This window comes from Pedobacter chinensis, from assembly GCF_003339865.1.
Taxonomy (GTDB): Bacteria; Bacteroidota; Bacteroidia; order Sphingobacteriales; family Sphingobacteriaceae; genus Pedobacter; species Pedobacter chinensis.
Map to the genome: position 1 here is coordinate 64,904 of NZ_QPKV01000014.1, position 21,132 is coordinate 86,035.

23 protein-coding genes are annotated in these 21,132 nt (G+C 37.1%); 13 read left to right on the forward strand and 10 right to left on the reverse strand.

Going from position 1 to position 21,132, the window contains the following annotated elements; genetic code table 11:
* Positions 1-85 precede the first annotated feature (85 nt).
* The 7 genes from DU508_RS21945 to DU508_RS21975 all read left to right on the forward strand — a co-directional run bounded on the left by DU508_RS21945 (position 86) and on the right by DU508_RS21975 (position 5,166).
* Positions 86-508, forward strand: coding sequence for a cobalamin B12-binding domain-containing protein (locus DU508_RS21945; RefSeq protein ID WP_233509703.1), 423 nt, complete (start codon positions 86-88; stop codon positions 506-508).
* A 3-nt stretch (positions 509-511) separates the two neighbouring features.
* Positions 512-1,291, forward strand: a complete 780-nt coding sequence (locus tag DU508_RS21950; protein ID WP_115404813.1) for an enoyl-CoA hydratase/isomerase family protein — start codon at positions 512-514, stop codon at positions 1,289-1,291.
* 158 nt (positions 1,292-1,449) lie between these two features.
* Positions 1,450-2,862, forward strand: a complete 1,413-nt coding sequence (locus DU508_RS21955) for a sigma-54-dependent transcriptional regulator (protein WP_115404814.1) — start codon at positions 1,450-1,452, stop codon at positions 2,860-2,862.
* 62 nt (positions 2,863-2,924) lie between these two features.
* Positions 2,925-3,974 carry an AI-2E family transporter gene (locus DU508_RS21960; RefSeq protein ID WP_115404815.1) on the forward strand — a complete coding sequence of 350 codons (1,050 nt, stop codon included), beginning with the start codon at positions 2,925-2,927 and terminating at the stop codon, positions 3,972-3,974.
* Between the two features lie 71 nt (positions 3,975-4,045).
* Entirely contained in the window at positions 4,046-4,312 is a 267-nt protein-coding gene (locus tag DU508_RS21965) for a YtxH domain-containing protein (RefSeq protein WP_039474732.1), read from the forward strand.
* Between the two features lie 52 nt (positions 4,313-4,364).
* Complete coding sequence (locus DU508_RS21970; RefSeq protein ID WP_115404816.1) at positions 4,365-4,745, forward strand: phage holin family protein; 381 nt, start codon at positions 4,365-4,367, stop codon at positions 4,743-4,745.
* Positions 4,732-5,166, forward strand: coding sequence for a hypothetical protein (locus tag DU508_RS21975; RefSeq protein ID WP_115404817.1), 435 nt, complete (start codon positions 4,732-4,734; stop codon positions 5,164-5,166). The genes DU508_RS21970 and DU508_RS21975 overlap by 14 nt, the downstream gene beginning before the upstream one ends.
* Positions 5,167-5,442: 276 nt before the next feature.
* Here DU508_RS21975 and DU508_RS21980 read toward each other — a convergent pair whose 3' ends face one another.
* Complete coding sequence (locus tag DU508_RS21980; protein WP_115404818.1) at positions 5,443-6,312, reverse strand: hypothetical protein; 870 nt, start codon at positions 6,310-6,312, stop codon at positions 5,443-5,445.
* A gap of 238 nt (positions 6,313-6,550) precedes the next feature.
* On the opposite strand from DU508_RS21980, the gene DU508_RS21985 reads away from it, so the two are divergent.
* The 3 genes from DU508_RS21985 (at position 6,551) to DU508_RS21995 (ending at position 8,836) form a co-directional block, all read left to right on the forward strand.
* Positions 6,551-6,985, forward strand: coding sequence for a low molecular weight protein-tyrosine-phosphatase (locus DU508_RS21985; RefSeq protein ID WP_115404819.1), 435 nt, complete (start codon positions 6,551-6,553; stop codon positions 6,983-6,985).
* Positions 6,986-7,029: 44 nt separating this feature from the next.
* Positions 7,030-7,797: a ThuA domain-containing protein gene (locus tag DU508_RS21990; RefSeq protein ID WP_115404820.1), complete on the forward strand. Its 768-nt coding sequence runs from the start codon at positions 7,030-7,032 to the stop codon at positions 7,795-7,797.
* A 238-nt stretch (positions 7,798-8,035) separates the two neighbouring features.
* Entirely contained in the window at positions 8,036-8,836 is an 801-nt protein-coding gene (locus DU508_RS21995; protein WP_115404821.1) for a murein L,D-transpeptidase catalytic domain family protein, read from the forward strand.
* On the opposite strand, the gene DU508_RS22000 is transcribed toward DU508_RS21995, so the two are convergent.
* Both DU508_RS22000 and DU508_RS22005 read right to left on the reverse strand, forming a co-directional pair.
* A complete protein-coding gene (locus DU508_RS22000; RefSeq protein ID WP_115404822.1) occupies positions 8,833-10,368 on the reverse strand; it encodes a L,D-transpeptidase family protein in 1,536 nt (511 codons plus the stop codon). The genes DU508_RS21995 and DU508_RS22000 overlap by 4 nt on opposite strands.
* Positions 10,369-10,444: 76 nt before the next feature.
* Positions 10,445-11,716: an ATP-binding protein gene (locus tag DU508_RS22005; RefSeq protein WP_115404823.1), complete on the reverse strand. Its 1,272-nt coding sequence runs from the start codon at positions 11,714-11,716 to the stop codon at positions 10,445-10,447.
* On the opposite strand from DU508_RS22005, the gene DU508_RS24395 reads away from it, so the two are divergent.
* Positions 11,697-11,750 carry a hypothetical protein gene (locus DU508_RS24395; protein ID WP_394341382.1) on the forward strand — a complete coding sequence of 18 codons (54 nt, stop codon included), beginning with the start codon at positions 11,697-11,699 and terminating at the stop codon, positions 11,748-11,750. The genes DU508_RS22005 and DU508_RS24395 overlap by 20 nt on opposite strands.
* A gap of 77 nt (positions 11,751-11,827) precedes the next feature.
* Here DU508_RS24395 and DU508_RS22015 read toward each other — a convergent pair whose 3' ends face one another.
* From DU508_RS22015 to DU508_RS22045, 7 genes are all read right to left on the reverse strand, one after another.
* Positions 11,828-12,949, reverse strand: a complete 1,122-nt coding sequence (locus DU508_RS22015) for a DUF2235 domain-containing protein (protein WP_115404824.1) — start codon at positions 12,947-12,949, stop codon at positions 11,828-11,830.
* 45 nt (positions 12,950-12,994) lie between these two features.
* Positions 12,995-13,816, reverse strand: a complete 822-nt coding sequence (locus tag DU508_RS22020; protein ID WP_115404825.1) for an N-acetylmuramoyl-L-alanine amidase — start codon at positions 13,814-13,816, stop codon at positions 12,995-12,997.
* A gap of 354 nt (positions 13,817-14,170) precedes the next feature.
* Positions 14,171-15,199: an adenylate/guanylate cyclase domain-containing protein gene (locus DU508_RS22025; protein WP_115404826.1), complete on the reverse strand. Its 1,029-nt coding sequence runs from the start codon at positions 15,197-15,199 to the stop codon at positions 14,171-14,173.
* A 244-nt stretch (positions 15,200-15,443) separates the two neighbouring features.
* A complete protein-coding gene (locus DU508_RS22030) occupies positions 15,444-16,049 on the reverse strand; it encodes a hypothetical protein (RefSeq protein WP_115404827.1) in 606 nt (201 codons plus the stop codon).
* Between the two features lie 38 nt (positions 16,050-16,087).
* Positions 16,088-17,173, reverse strand: a complete 1,086-nt coding sequence (locus DU508_RS22035) for an acyltransferase family protein (RefSeq protein ID WP_115404828.1) — start codon at positions 17,171-17,173, stop codon at positions 16,088-16,090.
* 158 nt (positions 17,174-17,331) lie between these two features.
* On the reverse strand, positions 17,332-17,754 hold the full coding sequence (locus DU508_RS22040) for a VOC family protein (protein ID WP_115404829.1): 423 nt from the start codon (positions 17,752-17,754) through the stop codon (positions 17,332-17,334).
* A 243-nt stretch (positions 17,755-17,997) separates the two neighbouring features.
* Positions 17,998-18,432 carry an ester cyclase gene (locus DU508_RS22045; protein ID WP_115404830.1) on the reverse strand — a complete coding sequence of 145 codons (435 nt, stop codon included), beginning with the start codon at positions 18,430-18,432 and terminating at the stop codon, positions 17,998-18,000.
* Between the two features lie 204 nt (positions 18,433-18,636).
* Between DU508_RS22045 and DU508_RS22050 the strand changes: the two genes are divergently transcribed.
* Together DU508_RS22050 and DU508_RS22055 are read left to right on the forward strand one after the other, a co-directional pair.
* A complete protein-coding gene (locus tag DU508_RS22050) occupies positions 18,637-19,452 on the forward strand; it encodes an endonuclease/exonuclease/phosphatase family protein (protein WP_115404831.1) in 816 nt (271 codons plus the stop codon).
* Positions 19,453-19,485: 33 nt separating this feature from the next.
* Positions 19,486-20,874 carry a Gfo/Idh/MocA family protein gene (locus DU508_RS22055; protein WP_115404832.1) on the forward strand — a complete coding sequence of 463 codons (1,389 nt, stop codon included), beginning with the start codon at positions 19,486-19,488 and terminating at the stop codon, positions 20,872-20,874.
* Positions 20,875-21,132 lie beyond the last annotated feature (258 nt).

The following is a 21,132-nucleotide window of genomic DNA, read 5'->3' on the forward strand; positions in this document are numbered from 1 at the left end:
AAAAGATTAGTGCAATTCTTGTTGTTTTAGTTAATGATTAATTTGAGCATCAAAATCTATACATTTACATTAAACTAAAATATAAATGATGAGCAAAGTATTAAATAGACCGATACGTGTTTTAGTGGCAAAAGTTGGATTGGATGGACATGACCGGGGTGCCAAAGTAATCGCAACTTCGCTACGCGATGCGGGTATGGAGGTTATTTACACAGGTCTTCGTCAAACCCCGGAAATGGTGGTTAATACCGCATTACAAGAAGATGTTGACGCCATCGGAATATCTATTTTATCTGGCGCACACATGACGGTTTTTCCTAAAATCATTCACTTGATGAAAGAAAAACAACTGGATGATGTGTTATTAACCGGAGGAGGAATTATTCCGGAAACAGATCGGACTAAACTTGCAGAAATGGGCGTTGGGGAATTATTTCCTCCTGGAACAACTATGGCCAGCATAGTAAAATATATTCAAAATTGGGTTACAGAAAATAGAAACTTTTAAATTATGGCATATCAAAATTTAATATCAGAAATTAAAGAAAACATACTTTACATTACCATAAACCGTGAAAAAGCATTAAATGCTTTAAATAAAGATACGCTTATTGAGCTTGCTGATGTTGTTGTTTTTGCAGGTAAAACTGATGAGGTAAGGGGAGTTATTATTACCGGAGCCGGAGAAAAAGCATTTGTTGCCGGCGCAGATATTAAAGAGTTTTCTGATTACAATGGAAAACAAGGAGAAGAACTGGCTAAAAAAGGTCAGGATGCTGTTTTTAATGCGATAGAAAAATCTTCCAAACCATTTATTGCTGCCGTTAATGGTTTTGCTCTGGGAGGCGGATTGGAATTGGCAATGGCTTGCCACATGCGGGTTGCAGCCGATCATGCCAAACTTGGATTGCCAGAAGTTACATTAGGTTTAATTCCAGGATATGGCGGAACACAAAGATTAACACAATTGGTTGGGAAGGGAAAAGCAATTGAACTCATTACCACGGCAAGTATGATCACCGCAATTGATGCCAAAAAAATTGGTTTAGTTAACTATGCTGTTCCGCAGGCAGACCTCATCAGTAAGGCTAAAGAAATTTTAGACCTGGTTAAACAACGTGCTCCACTCGCTATAGCCGCCGCTATAAAATCAGTTAATGCATCAATTGACAATGGTAATGGATACGATACTGAAATTGAGGAATTTGGTAAATGCTTTGAAACCGCTGATTTTAAAGAAGGAGTTGCCGCATTTATAGACAAAAGAAAAGCAGTGTTTTTCGGAAAGTAGTATCAATGTATTATTAATTCGATCTTTCTGAAAAAATAGCGTAGAAAAAATTTCCCAATTCTAATTATTTTAACTAATTATGCCCTATCTATATTACCTCCCATAAACACATTTACTGTTGATTAAAGGGATTCTGGAGTTTAAAACAGCTAATTCTGATGAAAAAGAAGATTCTTATAGTTGACGATGAAGTAAATATTGGCTTATTACTTTCTAAATTTCTGATTAGAAACGGATTTGAAGTTGTAAATACGATAACAGGCACGTCTGCATTAGAGACCATGGCCAGCGAAACTTTCGATTTGGTTTTGTGCGATTACCGTCTTGATGATACTGATGGTCGCGAGATTTTAATCAAAGTAAAAGAGAATTATCCCACAACGGGTGTGATTATTATTACGGGTTATTCAGATATTAAGCTTGCTGTTGAATTGATTAAACTGGGTGCTTATGATTATATCACAAAACCATTGTACCCTGATGAGATCTTAAATACCATAAACAAGGCGCTTGAAACACAAAGAGCATTAAATGAAAACAAAAGTTCTTCAGGCAAGAAAAATGATGCACAATCTGATTATGTAAATTACACGGAGTATATTGAAGGAAAAAGTGAAGCTGCCTTTACTCTTTTAAAACAGATACAACTCATTGCACCAACATCATACAGTGTTATTCTGACTGGTAAAAGTGGTACGGGAAAAGAATGTGTGGCAAAAACAATCCATTTAAACAGCTTAAGGAAAGACAAGCCTTTTGTAGCAATGGATTGCGGTTCGCTTACTAAAGAACTTGCAGGAAGTGAGTTTTTTGGTCATGAAAAAGGTGCTTTTACAGGTGCGCTCTACACTAAAATCGGGCATTTTGAGCAGGCAAATGGAGGAACTTTATTTTTAGATGAGATTGGCAACCTATCATATGAAATACAAGCCACATTGCTTAGAACAGTTCAGGAGCGAAAAGTTAAACGCATTGGTAGTACAAAAGAAATCGATTTAGATGTTCGCATCATAGTGGCAACCAATGAAAATCTGTTAGATAATATTGCCAAAGGAACCTTTAGAGAAGATTTATATCACCGCTTTAATGAATTCTCCATCCACATTCCATCATTAAAAAAGCGTGATCATGATATTTTAATTTTTGCTGATAAATTTTTAGCTGTTACCAATCAGGAACTCAATAAAAAAATCAGGGGCTTTTCTGATGGGGTAAAAAACTGCTTTTTAAATTACGGTTGGCCAGGAAACGTTCGTGAATTAAAAAATGTGATCAGACGGGTTGCATTACTTACCGATGGCAATGAAATTCAGGTAGATGTTTTACCGTTGGAATTATCTAATTATGCCAAAGATTATGATCAGGAAAAGATTTTAAAACAAATAAAATCAAAAACCACCAATAAAACCAAAGACTTAAAAGATGCGGCGCAAGAAGCAGAATACGATACTATTCTCAGTGTTTTAAAAGAGGTTAATTTTAACAAAACCAGGGCTGCCCAAATTTTAAAGATTGACAGGAAAACACTTTATAATAAAATTAAAGCCATTAAAATATATCAGGGGGAATAAATTTTTAGCAATTAAAACAAAACCACTCTTTTTGTTATTAAAGAAATACCAAGCAGTAATTTATGTCGGTATTCTCCTATAAACAGCGTAACAATATTAACCTTATTATTATAATAGCACTTGGGCTATTAATAGCATATTCTTTACAAGGAATTTTCAGTGCTATTTTAAGCACACTTGTTTTATATACCATTATGCGTCCTGCATATATTCATCTGGCAGAAATAAAAGGCTGGAATAAACGATTTGTTGCCATTTTACTGATAACCATTAGCATTGTTTTGATTGTGTTGCCTTTCTATGCCTTGAGCAGCATGGTAATCAGCAAAATATCGGAATTGAAAAACAATGAAATCTTCTTTAAAAACCTGCTGGTGAAACTTCAACATTTAGTGCCATTTAAAATAAATCAAGATCTTATTCAGGAAGGCTTGAATAGACTGGGCAATTGGGCCACAGACCTGTTTCCATCTTTAATTTCAAGTGCTGTAAATATTATACTCAGCTTATTGGTTATGTACTTTTTACTCTACTTTATGTTAATAGAGCGAAAAAAATTTGAGTTTTCGTTAATAAAATATGTACCATTAAGAGAACAAAATGCACTTAGATTTGGTAATGAAATGCGAAACACAACTTACGCAAATGTTTTGGGTCAGGGGTTGATTTGCCTCGTTCAAGGTTCATTAGTTAGTTTGTCATTTTACACATTAGGTTACAAAGATCCTGTTTTTTGGGGCGTGATCACTACTTTCATATCATTTGTGCCTGTTTTGGGGCCTCCTGTAGTGTTTGTGCCAGCGGCCATTTTACAAATTGCAAATGGAAATAATTTTGCAGGCTGGGCCATGTTAATTTTTGGTTTTGTGGTAATTATTAATATTGATAATGTTCTTAGATTTATAATAGCTAAAAAAATAGGTAACATTCATCCGATAATTACAGTAATTGGCGTAATTATTGGTATTCCTCTATTTGGAATTTTAGGACTTGTTTTTGGTCCACTACTACTATCTTATTTTATTTTGCTTGTTAAAATTTATGAAACCAGTACGCTGGCATCAGAAAGATTTGAAAGAATTAAAACAAATAATGAGCTTAATGAGTTATAAATTATAGCTTAACAATAAAAATATATAGTAGTTCTTATATTGTAAATGTTAAACCCTTAAAATACATTATTATGAATGATAACTCAAAAGTTGTAGTTGCTCTATTAGCAGGATTAGCTGCCGGTGCCGCTTTAGGTATTTTATTTGCACCTGATAAAGGCGAAGAAACACGTGACAAATTAAGCCAATCTTTAAAGGATTTAGGAGATTCTATTAAAGATAAGGCAGCAGATGAAATTAACAACTTAGCAAGCCTGAAAGATAAAGTTGTAAGCTCAATCAAAACTAAATTGAGAAGCGTTGAAGAAGAATACAGTGACGATGTAGAGCATGCTTAATAAATAATAATTGGGCGTTTATTTACGCCCAATTAAACCCCCATCTAAACTTATGCAGGAAAATAAAGATAAAAGCATAGAAGATCTTATTAGTGATGCCAAAGGATTTTTGGAAGCAAGGATTGAATATACAAGATTGTATCTTGTAGAAAAGGTATCAAAAATATTCGCTGATCTGGTTACCAATACCGTTGTAATAGTATGCTTTATACTCGCTTTTTTATTCGGTAGTGTAACGCTGGCACTTTTCTTATCAGATGTTTTGGGAACTTATACGAGAGGCTTCGGGTGCGTAGCCGGAATATATGCACTATTAGCAATCATCGTTTATTTAACCAAAGATAAATACATCGAAAAAGCGATTATAAACGTTGCCATTAGAAAATATTTCGACAAACTTGCAGATAAGGAGGAAGAGGATGAAAAAGTATAACATCAGAAATCTCGAAGATTTGCAGGCTGCAAAGTTAGAGTTGAAAGTAGCGTATACGCTCAAGCAGAATTTGCTTAAAAATGATACCAAAGTATATTTAAAGCAATTTACCTTAGGCGCATTAATTAAAAAATATGCCACTCCAAGTAATTTATTCAAGGCAGATGAAAAGCTAAATCTCAGTGGTACAGCAATGTCATTACTTTTGCCCATGTTTATGAATAAAACCATTTTCAGAAGCGCAGGTTTCCTAACCAAAGCGGCTGTTGGTTTAGTATCGGGCAAAGTTGGAAAATCTTTAGATGCCGAGCATTTATCAGCTATATTTAATTCGGTAAAGGGCTGGTTCGGGAAGAAAAAAGAAAAAAAAGACAGAAAATTTGTTGATTATGGCATCCCGCCTGATAGCGAAACATATTAAAGAATCCAGAGCCTCTTATTTTATAATATGAGGCTTTTCTTTTTTAGAAATCATATATTTGGCTCCAATTAAACTTTACATCGAATAATTTAAAAACAGATATCACAATGGAATGATTTTATGACTTTGATATTCCCCCTTTTTTCTTTTGTTGTATTTGCCAGCAGAATTTCTGAATACTTTAAAAGGCTTGTCAAAATACCCCTGTTTATTTATTGTCATAAGCTGATCCCTATTCAAAATCGATAGATAATGTATAATTATAATGCGTAAGAGCTAATTGTCGATATATTTGATATTGATAACGGTGTTTTTTGTGCTTACCTTTTGATAACGATTCAATGTCTCATATTTCTTCGTTTCAATCAATATGGTAGAATCATCTATCCAATAAGCTTTTATTGGCAAATTTTCTCCTTTTACACAATATATCGATCCGCTTCCTCCGTCCACTCCAATAACAATGTAAGTTAATGCGCATTCGTTTTTGCCGTTACTCTGCAATTCAATCCAATTTTTACGGTTTGGAGAATTGACTTTATAAAGAAGGCCCTGATCTTTTCTTAATTTGTCATAAGCTTCTTCAGTCAATTGTTTATTATTTACCATAAAAATTTTCTTTTCAACTACATCATCCTCAGTTAATTCTTTTTGAAAATCAATCCTGAAATGTCCTGTCTGGCTAAATATGTCTTCCTTATATTTATCGATTAAATCGTTCAAATGGTTTGTGTCAAATGATTTATTGGCTTCTTTTTCACGTATTTGATTCATAAAATGAACATCACGGAATTCATCTGCATCAGAGATCTTTCCTTTTTGTATAATTTGATTAATTTTCAAATGAAGATCATCATATAAATCTATGCTATAGCCTGTTTGTTCTTTTATATGATTTTGATAGTTTATATCTCTTCTAAAATAAAGGTTTTGAGTAAGTTTAGCAAGTTTAGATTTTATACGGTCTAATCGGCGCTGTTCGTAATACTTTTCTACTTGATTTTTTTCCTGCAGATAATACTCTTTGCCCGCATCATAGTCATCGAAAACCAAAAAACCAGTATAGTTCTCAATCAGGTAATCTAAAGTCACAATAATTATATGTCTGTATTTATCAAGTTCTTCTGGCTTTTCTTTAAATGTCATTAACTGGAATTTTGAAGTTCATAACTTATAAATTAATAGCAACGGTATAGCTGCAAAATACGAATTTTTGTAACTAAGGAACCATCTTATTAAAGCCATTTTTTGATAATAAGTAACTTTTATTTGGGGTATTTCTAAAATCATTCCAATTCTATTTTATTTACTTGACCAGCATTTAATTACCTCTAATGAAACCGAATACAATATATTTGCTTTTTTAAAGCTGAATAATTTTATTATGAAGATTTTAATGGTTTGTTTAGGTAATATTTGCCGTTCACCGCTGGCAGAAGGCATTATGCGTCATCTTGCAGAAAAAGAAAATCTAAACTGGGAAATTGCATCTGCAGGAACGGGGAACTGGCATATTGGTCAATCGCCAGACCACCGGAGTATTGCTGCAGCCAGATCCTTAGGATATGATATTAGCCAACAAAGAGCCCAACAATTTAATCAGGCAATGTTTGCAAAATATGATTTGATTTTGGTTATGGATAGAAATAATTTGACAGATGTGCAAAGCCTGGCAAAAACAAATGAGGAGCGGCAAAAAGTTAAACTATTCCTTAATGAAGCTGAAGTTACTGACCCCTATTGGGATAATAATTTATTTACACCGGTTTGTAAACAAGTTGAGGAAAGATGTAAAGAAATTATCAAACAACTTTCTTAATTTAGCTTCAACTAAAAAATCAATCCTAACCAAATAACTAAACGATGAAGAAAGCTATTTCTTTCTGTATGTTAATCGCGGCGCTTATTTTATTCCAAAGCCATATCTCATACAGAAAAACCCCGCGAATATTAGTCTTTTCAAAAACCACGGGTTTTAGGCATAATTCTATTGAAACTGGAAAAACTGCAATTCTTAAATTGGGAAATGAGCATAACTTTTCAGTTGATACAACAGAGAATGCCGCAATATTTACCGAAGATAATCTTAAGAAATATGCCGCGGTAATTTTCTTAAACACAACGGGTGATGTGTTGGACAATAAGCAGCAGGTTGCTTTTGAACGCTACATCCAGGCTGGAGGAGGCTTTGTTGGCGTACATGCTGCAACAGATACCGAATACGAATGGCCCTGGTATGGAAAATTAGCAGGAGCTTATTTTACGAGTCATCCAGCTGTTCAGGAAGCTAAATTTATCATTAAAGATAAAAACCATCCATCAACCAAATTTCTTACTGATTCTGTTTGGTTACACAAAGACGAACTTTATAACTTCAAGGATATTAACCCTGATATTAAAGTGCTGATCACTATAGATGAAACTTCATATAAAGGTGGTAAGAACGGAAGCTTTCATCCATTTAGCTGGTATCACGATTTTGATGGGGGAAGAGCTTTTTATACTTCTATGGGGCATACCAAAGAAACCTGGACGGATGAGATGTTTCTAAAACACTTAAACGGCGGTATTGAATATGCCATCGGAAAACAAAAACTGGATTACAAAAAAGCACATTCCAAATTACCTTAATTACTTACCGGTGTATGCTAAAAATAGTTATCTATAACCGATTGAATACTGCAAATCTTTAATCTCGGCTGGTAAGACGCCAACCCAGGCTATCGGAAAACCGACAACCGAATAAGTCACATTAGAGACTTTAATTTGCTTTTTCCATTGATTTTTCGTATATTTACACTAAATCAAACAATAATAGCCTATCGAATAAAGACCGACTTAATTAAAATTAATCACATAACTATCCCTTATGAGAAAATACATTTTAGGAATTTCCGGTTTATTATTTGTGGCCTTTTGTTTAATCTTCACTTCCTGGAAGAAAAGCAATACTTTAGAAGAGAAAACAATTAATGCCACTACTATTCCCTTAAAACAAGCCTATTTAAATTATGCCAAACATATTTATGCTTCGGCACATTTAAAGGATTCTGGTTTGGCTTTCCCGGTGTTTGAAAAGGCATTAACGGGCTTTTATAATCTTAAAAAATCTGGCCGTGTTTCAGATAGCCCTTTGTTGACTATTGCTGATTTTGACCAGTCGAGCACTAAGAAAAGGTTGTACATCATTGATCTTGCCCAGGGAAATATCGTACTCAACACCTGGGTGGCACATGGACAGCGCAGTGGAGAAGATCAGGCGGTTACTTTTTCAAACCGAAATGATTCTTTTACCAGCAGCATTGGTTTTTATGTAACTGCAGAGGAATATCAGGGAAGTCATGGCCGTTCTTTACGCTTAGATGGAATGGACCCTGGTTTTAATGATAATGCCAGATTAAGATCTATCGTTATTCATGGAGCGCCTTATGTGAGCGAGGGAACTATTGCAGCATTGGGACGCTTAGGCAGGAGTCAGGGCTGTCCGGCTGTGGCGCCTGAATTTTCAGATCAGGTGATCAGCACTTTAGGTTCAGGAAGTGTATTGTTCATTAATAAAACTGCTCAGGATTATCATTCGCCTTATTTGGATGAAGGCAGCGCTGCGGTGTTAGCGCAGGTGCCTTCAGGTACAAATTCTGATTTAACGCTGGTAAAACACAGCGATTAAATCCGGTTAAGGTGTGTGTATAAAACAGCATCTAAACCGTAAACATCTTTAGTAAATTTGAGTTTCCCGCTATTGCTGTCTTTCCAGCATGTAAAATAACTCAGGTAAACAGGTATTTGTGTAGAAAGGGCAATATCTTCGGCTTTTGGATTTTCGCTGACCATACCTTTTTTAATCCGCTCGAACTTTTCTCCGGCACCAAATAATGCCTGAGCAAGTTCGAGTGGTTTTTCTACCCTCACACAACCATGACTAACCGCTCTTACCGATTGGTTAAAAGCTGCTTTTGCAGGGGTATCATGCAGGTATACACTGCTTTGGTTATTGAATAAAAATTTGATTTTACCTAAAGAATTTTCTTCTCCAGGTCTTTGTTTAAAGGTATATGTTTTCCCGGTGCCTGCCGCCGACCAATCAACCGTTTCAGGATCTTCAACTTTTTTACCCTGATAAAAAACATCAATATTGTTGTTAGCCAGGTAATAAGGATCTTTGGCGGCATATTTTGTAATTTCATTTGTGGCGATGCTCTCCGGGATATTCCAAACCGGATTAACCTGAACACTGTGAATCATGCTTTTTAGCTGTGGGGTTTCACGGTTAAAAGGACGATCTTTCTTCAGGTCATCCTCATCATATTCCACCAGTGAAGGCGCCTGATTGTTATTTCTGCCCTCACCCACACATACCTTCATTTGCAAGGCGGGTTTACCATTTTCCACTACCTGTAAACTAAAATCAGGAATATTTACCCATACATATTTATCTTCAACCGGTTGGTTTTGCCAGCGTAATCGTTCCATGTTAACCAAAAGAATACGATTGGTTTCTTCTGCCGATAAACCTGGTGCAACAGCCTTCTCGCGTAATGCCGTTTGCAGCATTTTGTATGCTTCGCTTTTCGGTTGAATACTGTCCATAAAAGCGACGATATCTCCGGTTTCGAAAGGCTTTCTAAAACTGATTGAATCTGGTCTTTTGGTTGCGGTATAATACTGTGCAAATATTCTGCGTGGACTAACGATACCAAACTGCATGGCATTGCTATAATCACTTAAGGCTGTGCCGGCGCTCAGTTCTAAAGCAATCAACGTTTCATAAGCCTCATCCAAAGTTTTAATCTCTGATTTGTTATAGATTTTTTCCACCAGCTTGTTGAGTTGCTCTGATCCGAAAACCGCAGGAGAAATGCCGTGTTCTTCTGCCCGCGAAATAATGGCTGCAGCCTTTTTTAATCCGCTGCCCGGGAGGTGTTTCATCACCACAATAGGTTCATAATCATATTGCTGATAAAATGAACTCAGAAATGCAGGGTTACGGAATGATTTCTTTTTGGCAGTGATGGCTGCTTTCATTTTTTCTTCAAATTCAGAAGCGGTAATTTCTTTGAAAATTTTATTACCTGTTTCCTTGCTGATTGTTGCGCCAATATCGGAACGGCTTTTCTTACAAGCTTGAAAAATGGTTACAGTTAACAATAACATTAAAAGCAGACCCGAAAGCATCGGTCTGGAAAGTTTTTTAAAATCCATATTCATATAATGAATTTTAAGCTTTTTTGTTTTTCGCTTTGTGCAGATGGCTGATTATTAGCGTGTTTAATTCTTTTTAGGTAATGCTGCAGAGCAAAATTTGGAGATTTTGTCTTTCTTCATCAGAAAGTTGCACTGTGTTTTCCACTAAGGCTAACATGTCTTCGCCTTTGCTCAGTTGTAAACCAATTAAACCTAAGGTTAAACGTTCCTGAGATTCATTGAGTCCTTTAAATAATCGGGGCTGAATGCAATACAACGTCTTGATCAGCTCGGTAAAAACAGTTTTTCGCTGGAGATCAGCTTGCGTTGTTCCAAATTTGGGCATGACATCTGTTTGTTCTAGTTTCCGAATGAGCTCAGTCGCGGCATTTTCTTTAACAAATTCCTTCTGCTTTTGATTAACGATTTTCTGAAGGTCTTTGATTAATTGTCTGAAAATAGGACTCTGCGGATTGGAACCAAACAGATTTGCTGTTTCTTCACTATCGTTGAAATTAAAGTGATTGAAATAATCAGATTCAATGTATACGCTATGATAGAAATTGATTGCATTATTGTTAAATGAGGTCAGCTGTTTAAATACCTCTTTCTTTTCGCTGTTTAAGAAATAATAATAAAACTTATCGCCAATTTTCTCATGCCAGCGAACAAAAGTGATTGTGAACTTAAATCTGGAAGTTGAAGCATCTGCAATTTCTCTTTCAACAACTTCATGATCAGCCAGAAAATCTTCGTATTTGATTCTTTCGCCATTGATGCTTAACTGGTAATCACGCTTGCTATTCAACAACAGGAACCAGCCAAACGCAGATTTAAGGTAATTAATGAAAGCATCACTTGTAAAAGAATAGGCTGTTACACCAAAAAGGTTTATCAATTTCAATCGTGTACCGGTTTCCTTTAATGTGGCCGTTTTTTTATTTTCATCCGAATAATAATCTTTATTGGCTGCATTAATGGTTACATCATAGCTGATGTACTCGCCTGATGGTTCATCAAAATAAGTGGTATTCCAGATGGCGGTTTGTGCAAAGGCAATAAAAGAAAATCTGCCCTTTCCCTTTTTTCCACGGGTATAAGAAGAGCGGTGGTCGGTTCCTCTTTTAAGAGAATCTAAAAAGGCGCCAAAAGTTTGATCCAGATTGTTGAGATTAATGCCGCTTCCATTGTCAATAATTTCTATTGAGGGAATGAAATCAATTTCATTGGGATCAAAAACGAGATCAATTTTGGTGGCACCTGCATCAAAGCCATTCCATATTAATTCGGAAATGGCTTCCATGTAATCTCTCGTAATTCCAGAAAACTCGACACTGTTATTGTTAATGCTGACCTTATTCTCCATGTTGTTATTAAAAAAACGCAAATTACTAAATTAGTTAGTATTTTGGCGGGGAATTATTAACATTTAATCTACAATCCCTGCCTGATTTCCGGCTTACTGCTGGTTCGACTATTACCAATCTGATTTTGGTGGAAAAGGGCCTTTATGATCTGGTTTTGGGTACCATGGACTTTTTACTCCTTCGCGTTCAATGCTTTCAATAATTTCGTTGAGCATTGGAGGCCGGTAACTTGCATCGTGGTAGTATCTTTCCAAAACTGATTGATCAATGGTTTGTTTGGTCTGGTCATCGAGCCTGATTTCGCGAATGGCTTTTGGCGCAATGTTGAATGGAAAGTTAAGGGAATTATAAAGTTTGCCTGTATAAGGATTGGGAGCAACATATCTGTTCAAAAAGTCTTCTTCAAAACCAAGTCCAACAGCCTTTGCTTTACTGACCATCCAACTGAAGGCTATATCGCTCAGCCCGGTTTCACGGTATCCGCCACCGATGTTGGAATGCACGCCACAAAACCACCGCTGTTCCAGTATCTGAGGGTTTTCGGTCCGCTCTGCCGCTTGTTTATCCTGAATCCATAGCGTAGGCGAAAAACTTCCTCGTTTTTCATCTATCGCTAAGGCGTGGTAAGCATTATCGATATAACTGCTGAGTTCGGTATCATGGAACTGGTATTTGGAGGTATTGTATGGCCGGAAAAGCGAAAGTGGAATGCCAAGCGCGCCAACAGTATCCCAAACACCAATAAATTTGATGTGGCTTTCAAAGCTGTTTCGTTCTCTAAATGCCTTCGCTTTTTCCCCACCCGGTGCCCAATCTGCTTCAGCTCTCCGGCGATAGTAATCATAAGCCTGATTGATCAGACTTAAATCATTGTTTTTGATGATGCCACAATTGCGGATCATGCCTGCCAGACTTCTGGCTGTGTACGCACCTCTGCTAAATCCAAAAAGGTAGATTTCATCTCCCTTTACAAAATTCCAAACCAGAAACTTATAAGCACTGATGATGTTATGATCCAAACCAAATCCCGTGGCGCCGTCAAAGTATCGCCGAAGTTTGCTGCCCGAGGTACCGACACCATCCGTATAATATTTGATTTGCTCAATCGTTTTGTCATCAGTATTACAGATGCTTTCGAACATCTTTTGTACATTGGTACGAACAGGCAATCCATCTTCACTATCGCCAGGACTATTCCAGGTTCCGTCGCAACAAATTATAATTCTTTTCATGTCAATATTGACTTAGTCAGGTTATGTGTTTTGACTGTCTGGTTGTTAAACCGGAGCCAGATATTTTGTTGAAACCCATCCTTCAAGATCCATAATGCCATGTACTGTATTCAACACTTCGACAAAGCTCCAGGTGCCTTCCGTTTTTAAAACCACCATTTTTGTGCCTTTAGGCAGTGCATCACATAATAAAGGAAATGTAGCACCTGGCCCTGACCGGATATTTAATGCCACGGTGTTTTTTAATTCTCCAACAGAATCGTCATTTCTTCCCATTGCTTTTGAACGGAAACTCAACATTGGAAAAGCGGGTCCGGGATCTGATTTACGTATTGGAGAAATGTCTTCATGTCCTACCACATCCTTCAATCCGTATGTTTTTACCAACAATGCGGCAATTTCAATTGATGCTTCCAGCTGGGCCTCTGAGTATTCCTGCCAGGGGGACTGAATCCCATCATTTTTATGAGCGGCTATTACCACCTGATCTGCCGGAATAACCCGTTGATCGACCGGACAGATATATTTATCGCCTGCTTTAGCCAAACGCCCCCCATTGACCAATTCTATACCGATGGAGTATTGATTTAGCCCTACCAACCCCATCCAGCTGCTTTTTCCGGCGTGCCAGGTAATGACATTAAATGGGGCAAACTGAGTAACTGCACCATTTCTATCAATTAATAAATGGGCTGATGCCTGTGCTTTCGACTGCGAAAACCAGCTGATGGCAGAAGCCGCTGTTGTTGCCGCCGTATAATGCATGACCAGATACTGCGGGGTAAACTTTCCTGATTTGTTGGGCGTTGGTTTGTAAGATACAGGTGTGCCGTCATCTTTAATAAGCAAGTGATTTTTAATTTGCATGGTTTGGTTATTTAGGTTACTCCAAAGACACTGTTTCAAAGGAAAAACAGCATACTATGGATGGAAATGATTATGCTAAATATTATGCATGTATTGCGATTAATTCTACGATGGAATTAATGTCTGTCTGAATAACGATCGGGACGGATATGTACGAAAGAGATAATACTATAATAATCAAAGTTAGTACATAAACTACTGATTGTCAATACTTAAAAATCAGTATTCTTAAAGAATGACCACAAATTCCCGGTGCTTTGAAAAAACGCTATTCCTGAACGTATTTAATGGTATGTGATGTATTGATCATTTTATCGAATTCGTTATGGAAGCCCGGGCTTAATCAGGTGTTATTTAATTAATGGCTTTAACGCCTACAAGCGATATTTCTTTTTCCTTGCCTCTTAGTTTGATCGCTCCCAGGCGTACGGTATTAAAGCTGGCAAGCTGGAGTTCTTCAAAAAGATCACTGGATACGATCACTTCATGATTGAATGTTTTACACATGCTTTGAATTCTGGAGGTGGTGTTCAGCACATCGCCCGAATAAGTGATGTCTCTTTTGATTATGCCAACTTCCCCTGCAATCACTTTGCCGCAATGAATGCCGGCTTTGAAAGTAGGTAAAAAGCCATATTTTTCATTGTATTTTTGGCTTAGCGCATGGAGCTGAGCTTTGATATCAAAAAAGCATTTAATGCAACTGCTGTTAGAAATTCCATCTTTATAATGCCAGGCAATTACCACCTCATCGCCCACATATTGATAGATTTCGCCCCTATTATCGATGATGGGATTGGTAATGTCGATAAATAAATCTTTAAGTAGTTCATGATATTTTTGATCACCCAAATCTTCGGCAATGGTTGTTGATGAATTCAAATCGAGAAACATAAAGATTTTCAATTCAACTTTCGGTGTATTGTACTTTCCGCTAATAATGTTCCAAAATATGCCCTGACCAAATTTGCTGTTAATTTGTAAGAGCAGTTGAGTGATGGAAACCACCACTGACCAAACGATACCATTTTTCTGAAATCTTTTTATATCGCCCATGGCAAAAAGACCAAGCAATTCGTTAATGAGGATGATAATTCCCAGGAATGATCCTGCTACAATCAGTATGGTGTATCCGTAAGGCTTATCCGTAAATTTGACGTTCACATAAAATACAAGAATACTTCCTCCGGTAAGTGCGGCGAAAAAACCTATTGACATATTCAGTATAACAGATCTCAGTAAAGAATAATGTGGTGCAAGGCCCAACCCACTATTCGTTTGTAATACGAAGTACTCGTAAATAGCTATAACCGCACCTGTCATTATCCAGCAAGCCATAATGACAAGCAGCTGCCTGAGCTTATATTGGGTTCTGCGGTTCATATTAACTAAGTTATTCAATTTTATGCAGTTATTCCCGATCAGTGTACCTGAATGTTTACAGCAAATGATGTTGGCCCCGAAAAGCAAAAGGGTTTAAAATGAGAAAGCCTCATATTTCTATGAGGCCATAATTGAATGTCTTATAAGTATCCACTTGATAAAACTAAACCAAACAAACTGTAACACTAACAATGTGTATGATTGATTTGTTTTAAATTTTCAAAAATATTTTCAGAAGTTTCATTTACTTAACCGGGTTGCTTATCTCACGAAGATAAAGCCTTATTCTATGGGTGGGTATGTAAGTAACCATTCCGTTTGATCTGTAATAATTTGTAATTGCGGTATACAATTGGATTTGAAATTGGTTGTTAACTGTCCAGTGGTCTGTTCTTTGAAGTCCCCCTTGCTGCTCAATCTTCGACAAATCAGTAAGATCTCCCTTAGTGGTTCCTGGGCCGTACAGGAGCGTTAATTGTTCTACTAAGGTATTGTATTTTGCAATTAGCGCCTGATCAAAAGCAAGCGGCTTTACCATATGGTCTGATTTTTCGAAATTCCTGACATCCCACTCATATTGTACGCGTCGAATGGTTGAATCTTTTTTATCAAATGTATATTCAATTATCAGGTTAGGAATGTCTTTTTCAGTTCGGATATACATTATAGGCATTGCCATCCCTCCGGGCACTATAATATCATGATCTGAGGTGTACACTTTACTTTTCATTAGCTCCTCCATTTTAATTATGGCACTCATTTTTTTACCGATCAGGTCGGTTTTGATTTCTTGAGCGCATAAAAGAGTTACCATAGAAATAAGCATCCAGGTGGAGAGTGTTTTTTTCATTTGAGCTCAGGATTTATTTTGATGATTTAATAATATGTTCATTTCAATGCTTTAATCCGTTTTCTGTTCAGGTATTTACGAACCGGAATGTCAAAAAGAATCATGGTTAAATAGGCAAGCGAAACGAGGGCAAGCATTCCGCCGGCAACAATTAAAGCCAACTCCGTTCCTTTGGGTTTATAAGTATTATAGTAGTTGCTAAACATCCAGATGGCGACGTAATGCGTCATGTAAAGCGGGTAAGAGATTTTCCCTGAGAACACACATATTTTGTTTAAGGCTTTTGCTGACACTGTTCCAGCACCCAGCGCAACCAATAAAGGAAAATAAAACACCACTACAAATGTTTCAGTTAGCCAGCTGTATTTGGAGAAAGGCATTAAGAAGGCCAGCATCAGCAGGATTGATAAACCAGCAAAACCCAGTTTGTTTTTTATGATCCAGTTGGAGCGATAGATTAATAAACCTGCCAAAAATGAATAAAATATTCGTGCCCCACCGTCCCAGAAATTATCTCCTCCCCAACCACCCATGAGTGATCCTGATCGATAAGCGACAGTGAAAAGAACTGCCGCAGCAATAAATGTTAAGGCGATATGGTATTTGCGTGCGATTTTATATAATACAAATGCATAAACAATATTAGCCACATATTCCCAAAATAAAGACCATGCTGGTGCATTCAAACCAAAAAGGTTAAAAGCCCGATCTTCCATTGCCGGAAATGGAATAAGTAATGCAGAACTCAGAAAAAGGAGGGTAATATTACCAATGCTGTATTGTGCAATGCTTCCACTAAAGGGATCGAACAGAAAACTCAATAAACCTAATATCGAACCAAATATAACCAGGGGATGCAGTCTGATGATTCGGGATTTGAAAAATTCCATGATACCCATTTTCTCTATACGGTCATCATAAGCATAGGCAATCACAAAACCTGACAAGCAGAAAAAAAAATCGACCGCCAAAAAACCGTGGCCAATAAAGTTTTTGCTGTAATCTGTATAAACCATCTCAAGGAAATGAAAAGCGACTACGGCCATGGCAGCTACGCCCCTTAGTCCGTCAAGAATGGTAAAATGCTGTTTGGTTTTTAGTATACCTGGATTTACATTGTTCATGTTCTGCTTAGCGTCAACCTTAAATATGAAAAGTGCAAGCAACAAGAATACAGAAATAGAGAGAGTCTACCAAATAAAAACGGGGTATAATTGGGGTTGAAAATGTAACAATAAAAGGACTTTTGAAAAAACCAAAAGCCCTTTCTAAGGCATAAAGTTTAATAACTGCCGAAATTGATCATCCACTGAATCCCGAATTTATCTTTAAAACTGCCGAAATAATCGCCCCAAAACATATCTTCCATTGGCATTTCTATTGTTCCGCCTGCTGATAAGCCATTAAAAAGTTTATCTGCATCTTCTCTGCTTTCTGCGGCGATATGAACATACATATTATTTCCTTCTCTAAGTACATGTCCGGCTGATGGCAAACAATCAGATGCCATCAAAATGGTGTGCTCATTAATCGGTAACGCCACATGCATTACACGGTTTTTTTCATTTTCCGGCAATTTATCTGATTCTGGTGCATCGCTCATTTTTTGGAAAAAGCTGAATTCTCCACCTAAAACAGATTTGTAAAAGTTAAACGCTTCTTCAGCCTGGCCGTCGAAGTTTAAATAAGGGTGCATGGTTCTCATTATTATCTCTTTTTTGTTTTACACTAAATTAAAAAAGCAGGAATTGCTTTAATGGGTGCAGTTGAGACAAAAAAGCGGGCGATTTTTGACCCAAGCAATTAAGTTTAGCAAGATGTTGCCGCGTGGTTCAGCGATTGGTGTATTGTTTGCTAAAAATGGGAAAGTTAATGGAAGTACAGCGAAGGGCAGTTGGCCAGCATTTAGCAGCATAAGCTCATGAGTAAGCTTACGCTGCCCTGATCACTAAACCAAAGGGTTAACCACATTTCCCGTTATTTTCTGCATTAAACTGTAAGTGTCGGCAACCACCCAATGCTCGGTAATTTTCTCGTCTTTTAACCTTACGATATTCACTTCCTCGTATTCAATTTTTTTTCCTGTTGCCGGAATATTCATAAACATCTCTTTATGCGTTCCTGTTACTGTGAATTTACACATCACTTTATCATCCTCTCCTAAAATATCACTGAATTTAATTTTTAAATCAGGAAAACCAATTTTAAATATTTCGACAGTATCATAGAAAGCCTTGGCACCTTTTCGTTGCCAGGGAAATGTATGGTGTACAGTAACACCGCTATCAACAAACTTATCTATTGCCTCCAGGTTTGCATTATTGAAAAGTTCATCGAAAAACACTTTGCAAATCGCTTTGTTTTTCTCTACTTGATTATCCATATCTTATGTTTTTTGTTGAAGAATTAATAATTAAACAAGGCAGATTTAATGTTGTTTCCGCAATTTTCAAACTTAATACAGCAGAAACGCCTATTATTTGTTGCGTTTTGTTTCTTTTTTATAAAAATAACATTACATATTATTTCAAATGGTTTTATTTTGTAATTTAGTTAAACCGAAAATTAACTTTTAATCCCTTTAAAGATGAGTGGAAAGTCAATGTATTATCTTTTGTTATTGGCGCTGTCAATTGTTGCCTGTTCCCCAAAAATAATGGCGGTAAAAAGAGATGATAATACCATTCGTGTACTTAGCTATAATATTCATCACGCCAATCCACCCTCAAAAGCAAAAGAAGGGTTGATTGATATTGATGCCATTGTGAAGGTAATAGAGCGGCAATCTCCTGAACTGGTTGCTTTGCAGGAAGTTGATGTCAACACCAAACGTTCAGGAAATATAAATGAAGCGGTGGTTTTGGCCAGCAGGCTTAAAATGAATTTTTATTTTTTCAAGGCAATTGATCATGATGGAGGAGATTATGGGGTGGCCATACTTTCCAGGTACCCTTTAAGCGATCCTCAAACATATAAATTGCCAAGTAACAAAGACCCCAAAGCAGAGCCAAGAGTAATTGGCGTTGCCGCTGCAACCCTTGCCGATGGAAGAAAAATCAGGTTTGCCTCTACTCATCTTGATGCTCAGCGGGAGGAAGAGAACAGAATAATGCAGATTCAAGAGATTAATCGATTAACAAAAGATGAAACCTTGCCATTTATTATTGCAGGCGATTTAAATGCTGGTGCTGGTAGTGAAACATTAAAAATATTTGATCAACAATTCAGCAGAACCTGCTCCGATTGTGGTTTTACCATTCCTGTTATTAATCCAAAACACACTATTGATTACATCGCCTTTAAAAAAGACAACAATTTTAGTGTCATTGAGCATCAGGTGATCAACGAAACTTATGCATCAGATCATTTACCTGTATTAGCTGTTTTGCAACTGAACCACTAAAAATAAAATCAACATCTAAACACGAACTAAAACATGAATCGCAGAAATTTACTTAAAACCCTTAGCCTGAGTTTGGGGGCAACAGTTGTGAGCACTGATGTATTGGCCCGTTTGGCTGAAAATACCTACAGTTACCGCATTCCTGAAAACCCATTACATAAGCCTTTAGATAAACCGATAACGGCCATTACCTGTGGTGCTGGAAACAGAGGGACGGTTTATGGTAATTTTGCCGCTAATTTTCCAGATCAGATTAAAATTATCGGGGTGGCAGAGCCAGTTCCTTTTAGAAATGAAAGATATGCGAAGAAGCATAATATTGCTGATGCAAACCGCTTCAACACCTGGGAAGATGTTTTTAAAAAGCCAAAAATGGCCGATGCGGTGATCATTTCAATGCCCGATAATTTGCATTATGAACCTTGTATGCAGGCTTTAAAAATGGGTTATGATGTTTTACTGGAAAAACCAATCGCTCCAACCGAAAAAGAGTGCAGGGATATTTTAGCCTTAGCCAAAAAAACTGGAAGGATTGTGGCTGTTTGCCATGTATTAAGATACGCACCCTATTTTGTGAAAATGAAAGAGCTTATTGCCAAAGGTGCAATTGGAGAGGTAATCAGTATTCAGCACTTTGAACCCATTGAGCATACACACATGGCGCACTCCTATGTGCGTGGAAACTGGCACAACTCAAAAGAAACAACCCCTATTATTCTGGCTAAATCATGTCATGATTTAGATATTATGAAATGGGTAATTAACAAGAAGGCCAAACGAATTGTTGCCATGGGAGATTTAAAATGGTTTAAAAAAGAAAATGCGCCAGAAGGCAGTACCGCAAGATGTACTGATGGTTGTGCAGTGGAACGTGCCTGCCCTTATTCAGCTATAAAGGAATATGTAGATCGAAATTCCAGAACTTCGGTGTTGGATATTCCTGAAAATACCACTGACAGGAAAGCGGCCATCAGAGAGAAATTAAAAACAAGTGATTATGGTCGCTGCGTTTACAGAATGGATAACGACCAACCCGATCATTACATCACGAGTATTCAGTTTAGCGATAGTGTTACCGCCAATTTTTCAATGGAAGCTTTTACATCCTATCATGATCGAAGGACGAGAATTATGGGCTCTATGGGCGATATGGTTGGAGATATGACTGAACTGGTGGTACATGATTTTAAGACCAGGCAGGAAACTAAATTTATACCTAAGGCCGAAGATGTTGATGGCTATAAAAACAGTGGTCATGGCGGCGGTGACTGGCTGTTGGTAAGAGATTTTGTACAAGCTGTGGCTCAACAAAATCCGGCTCTGCTTACTTCAACAATTGATGAATCAATAGAAAGCCATATCATGGGGTTTATGGCAGAAAGTAGCCGAAAGAATGGAAAAGTAATGGATGTTAAGATTTAATACGTTAAACATTTTTTGTTTTTTACCACCTGAGACACCTTAGAAGACCTGAAGCAGATGTGGAAAAACTTAGGTGTTTTTTACCTCTCCCTATCAATGGCAGTAGTGGAACTCATTTTGGTACTGTCCCTCTCCTTGAAGAGAGGGAGTTGCCAGGTTGTGGTTTTAACCCTTTGTGAAAGTCATCCCTTAAAGTTTAAAGTGTTGGCTTTCAGGTAAGCTTTGTTCCCTCTCTTCAAGGAGAGGGATTTCATTGTC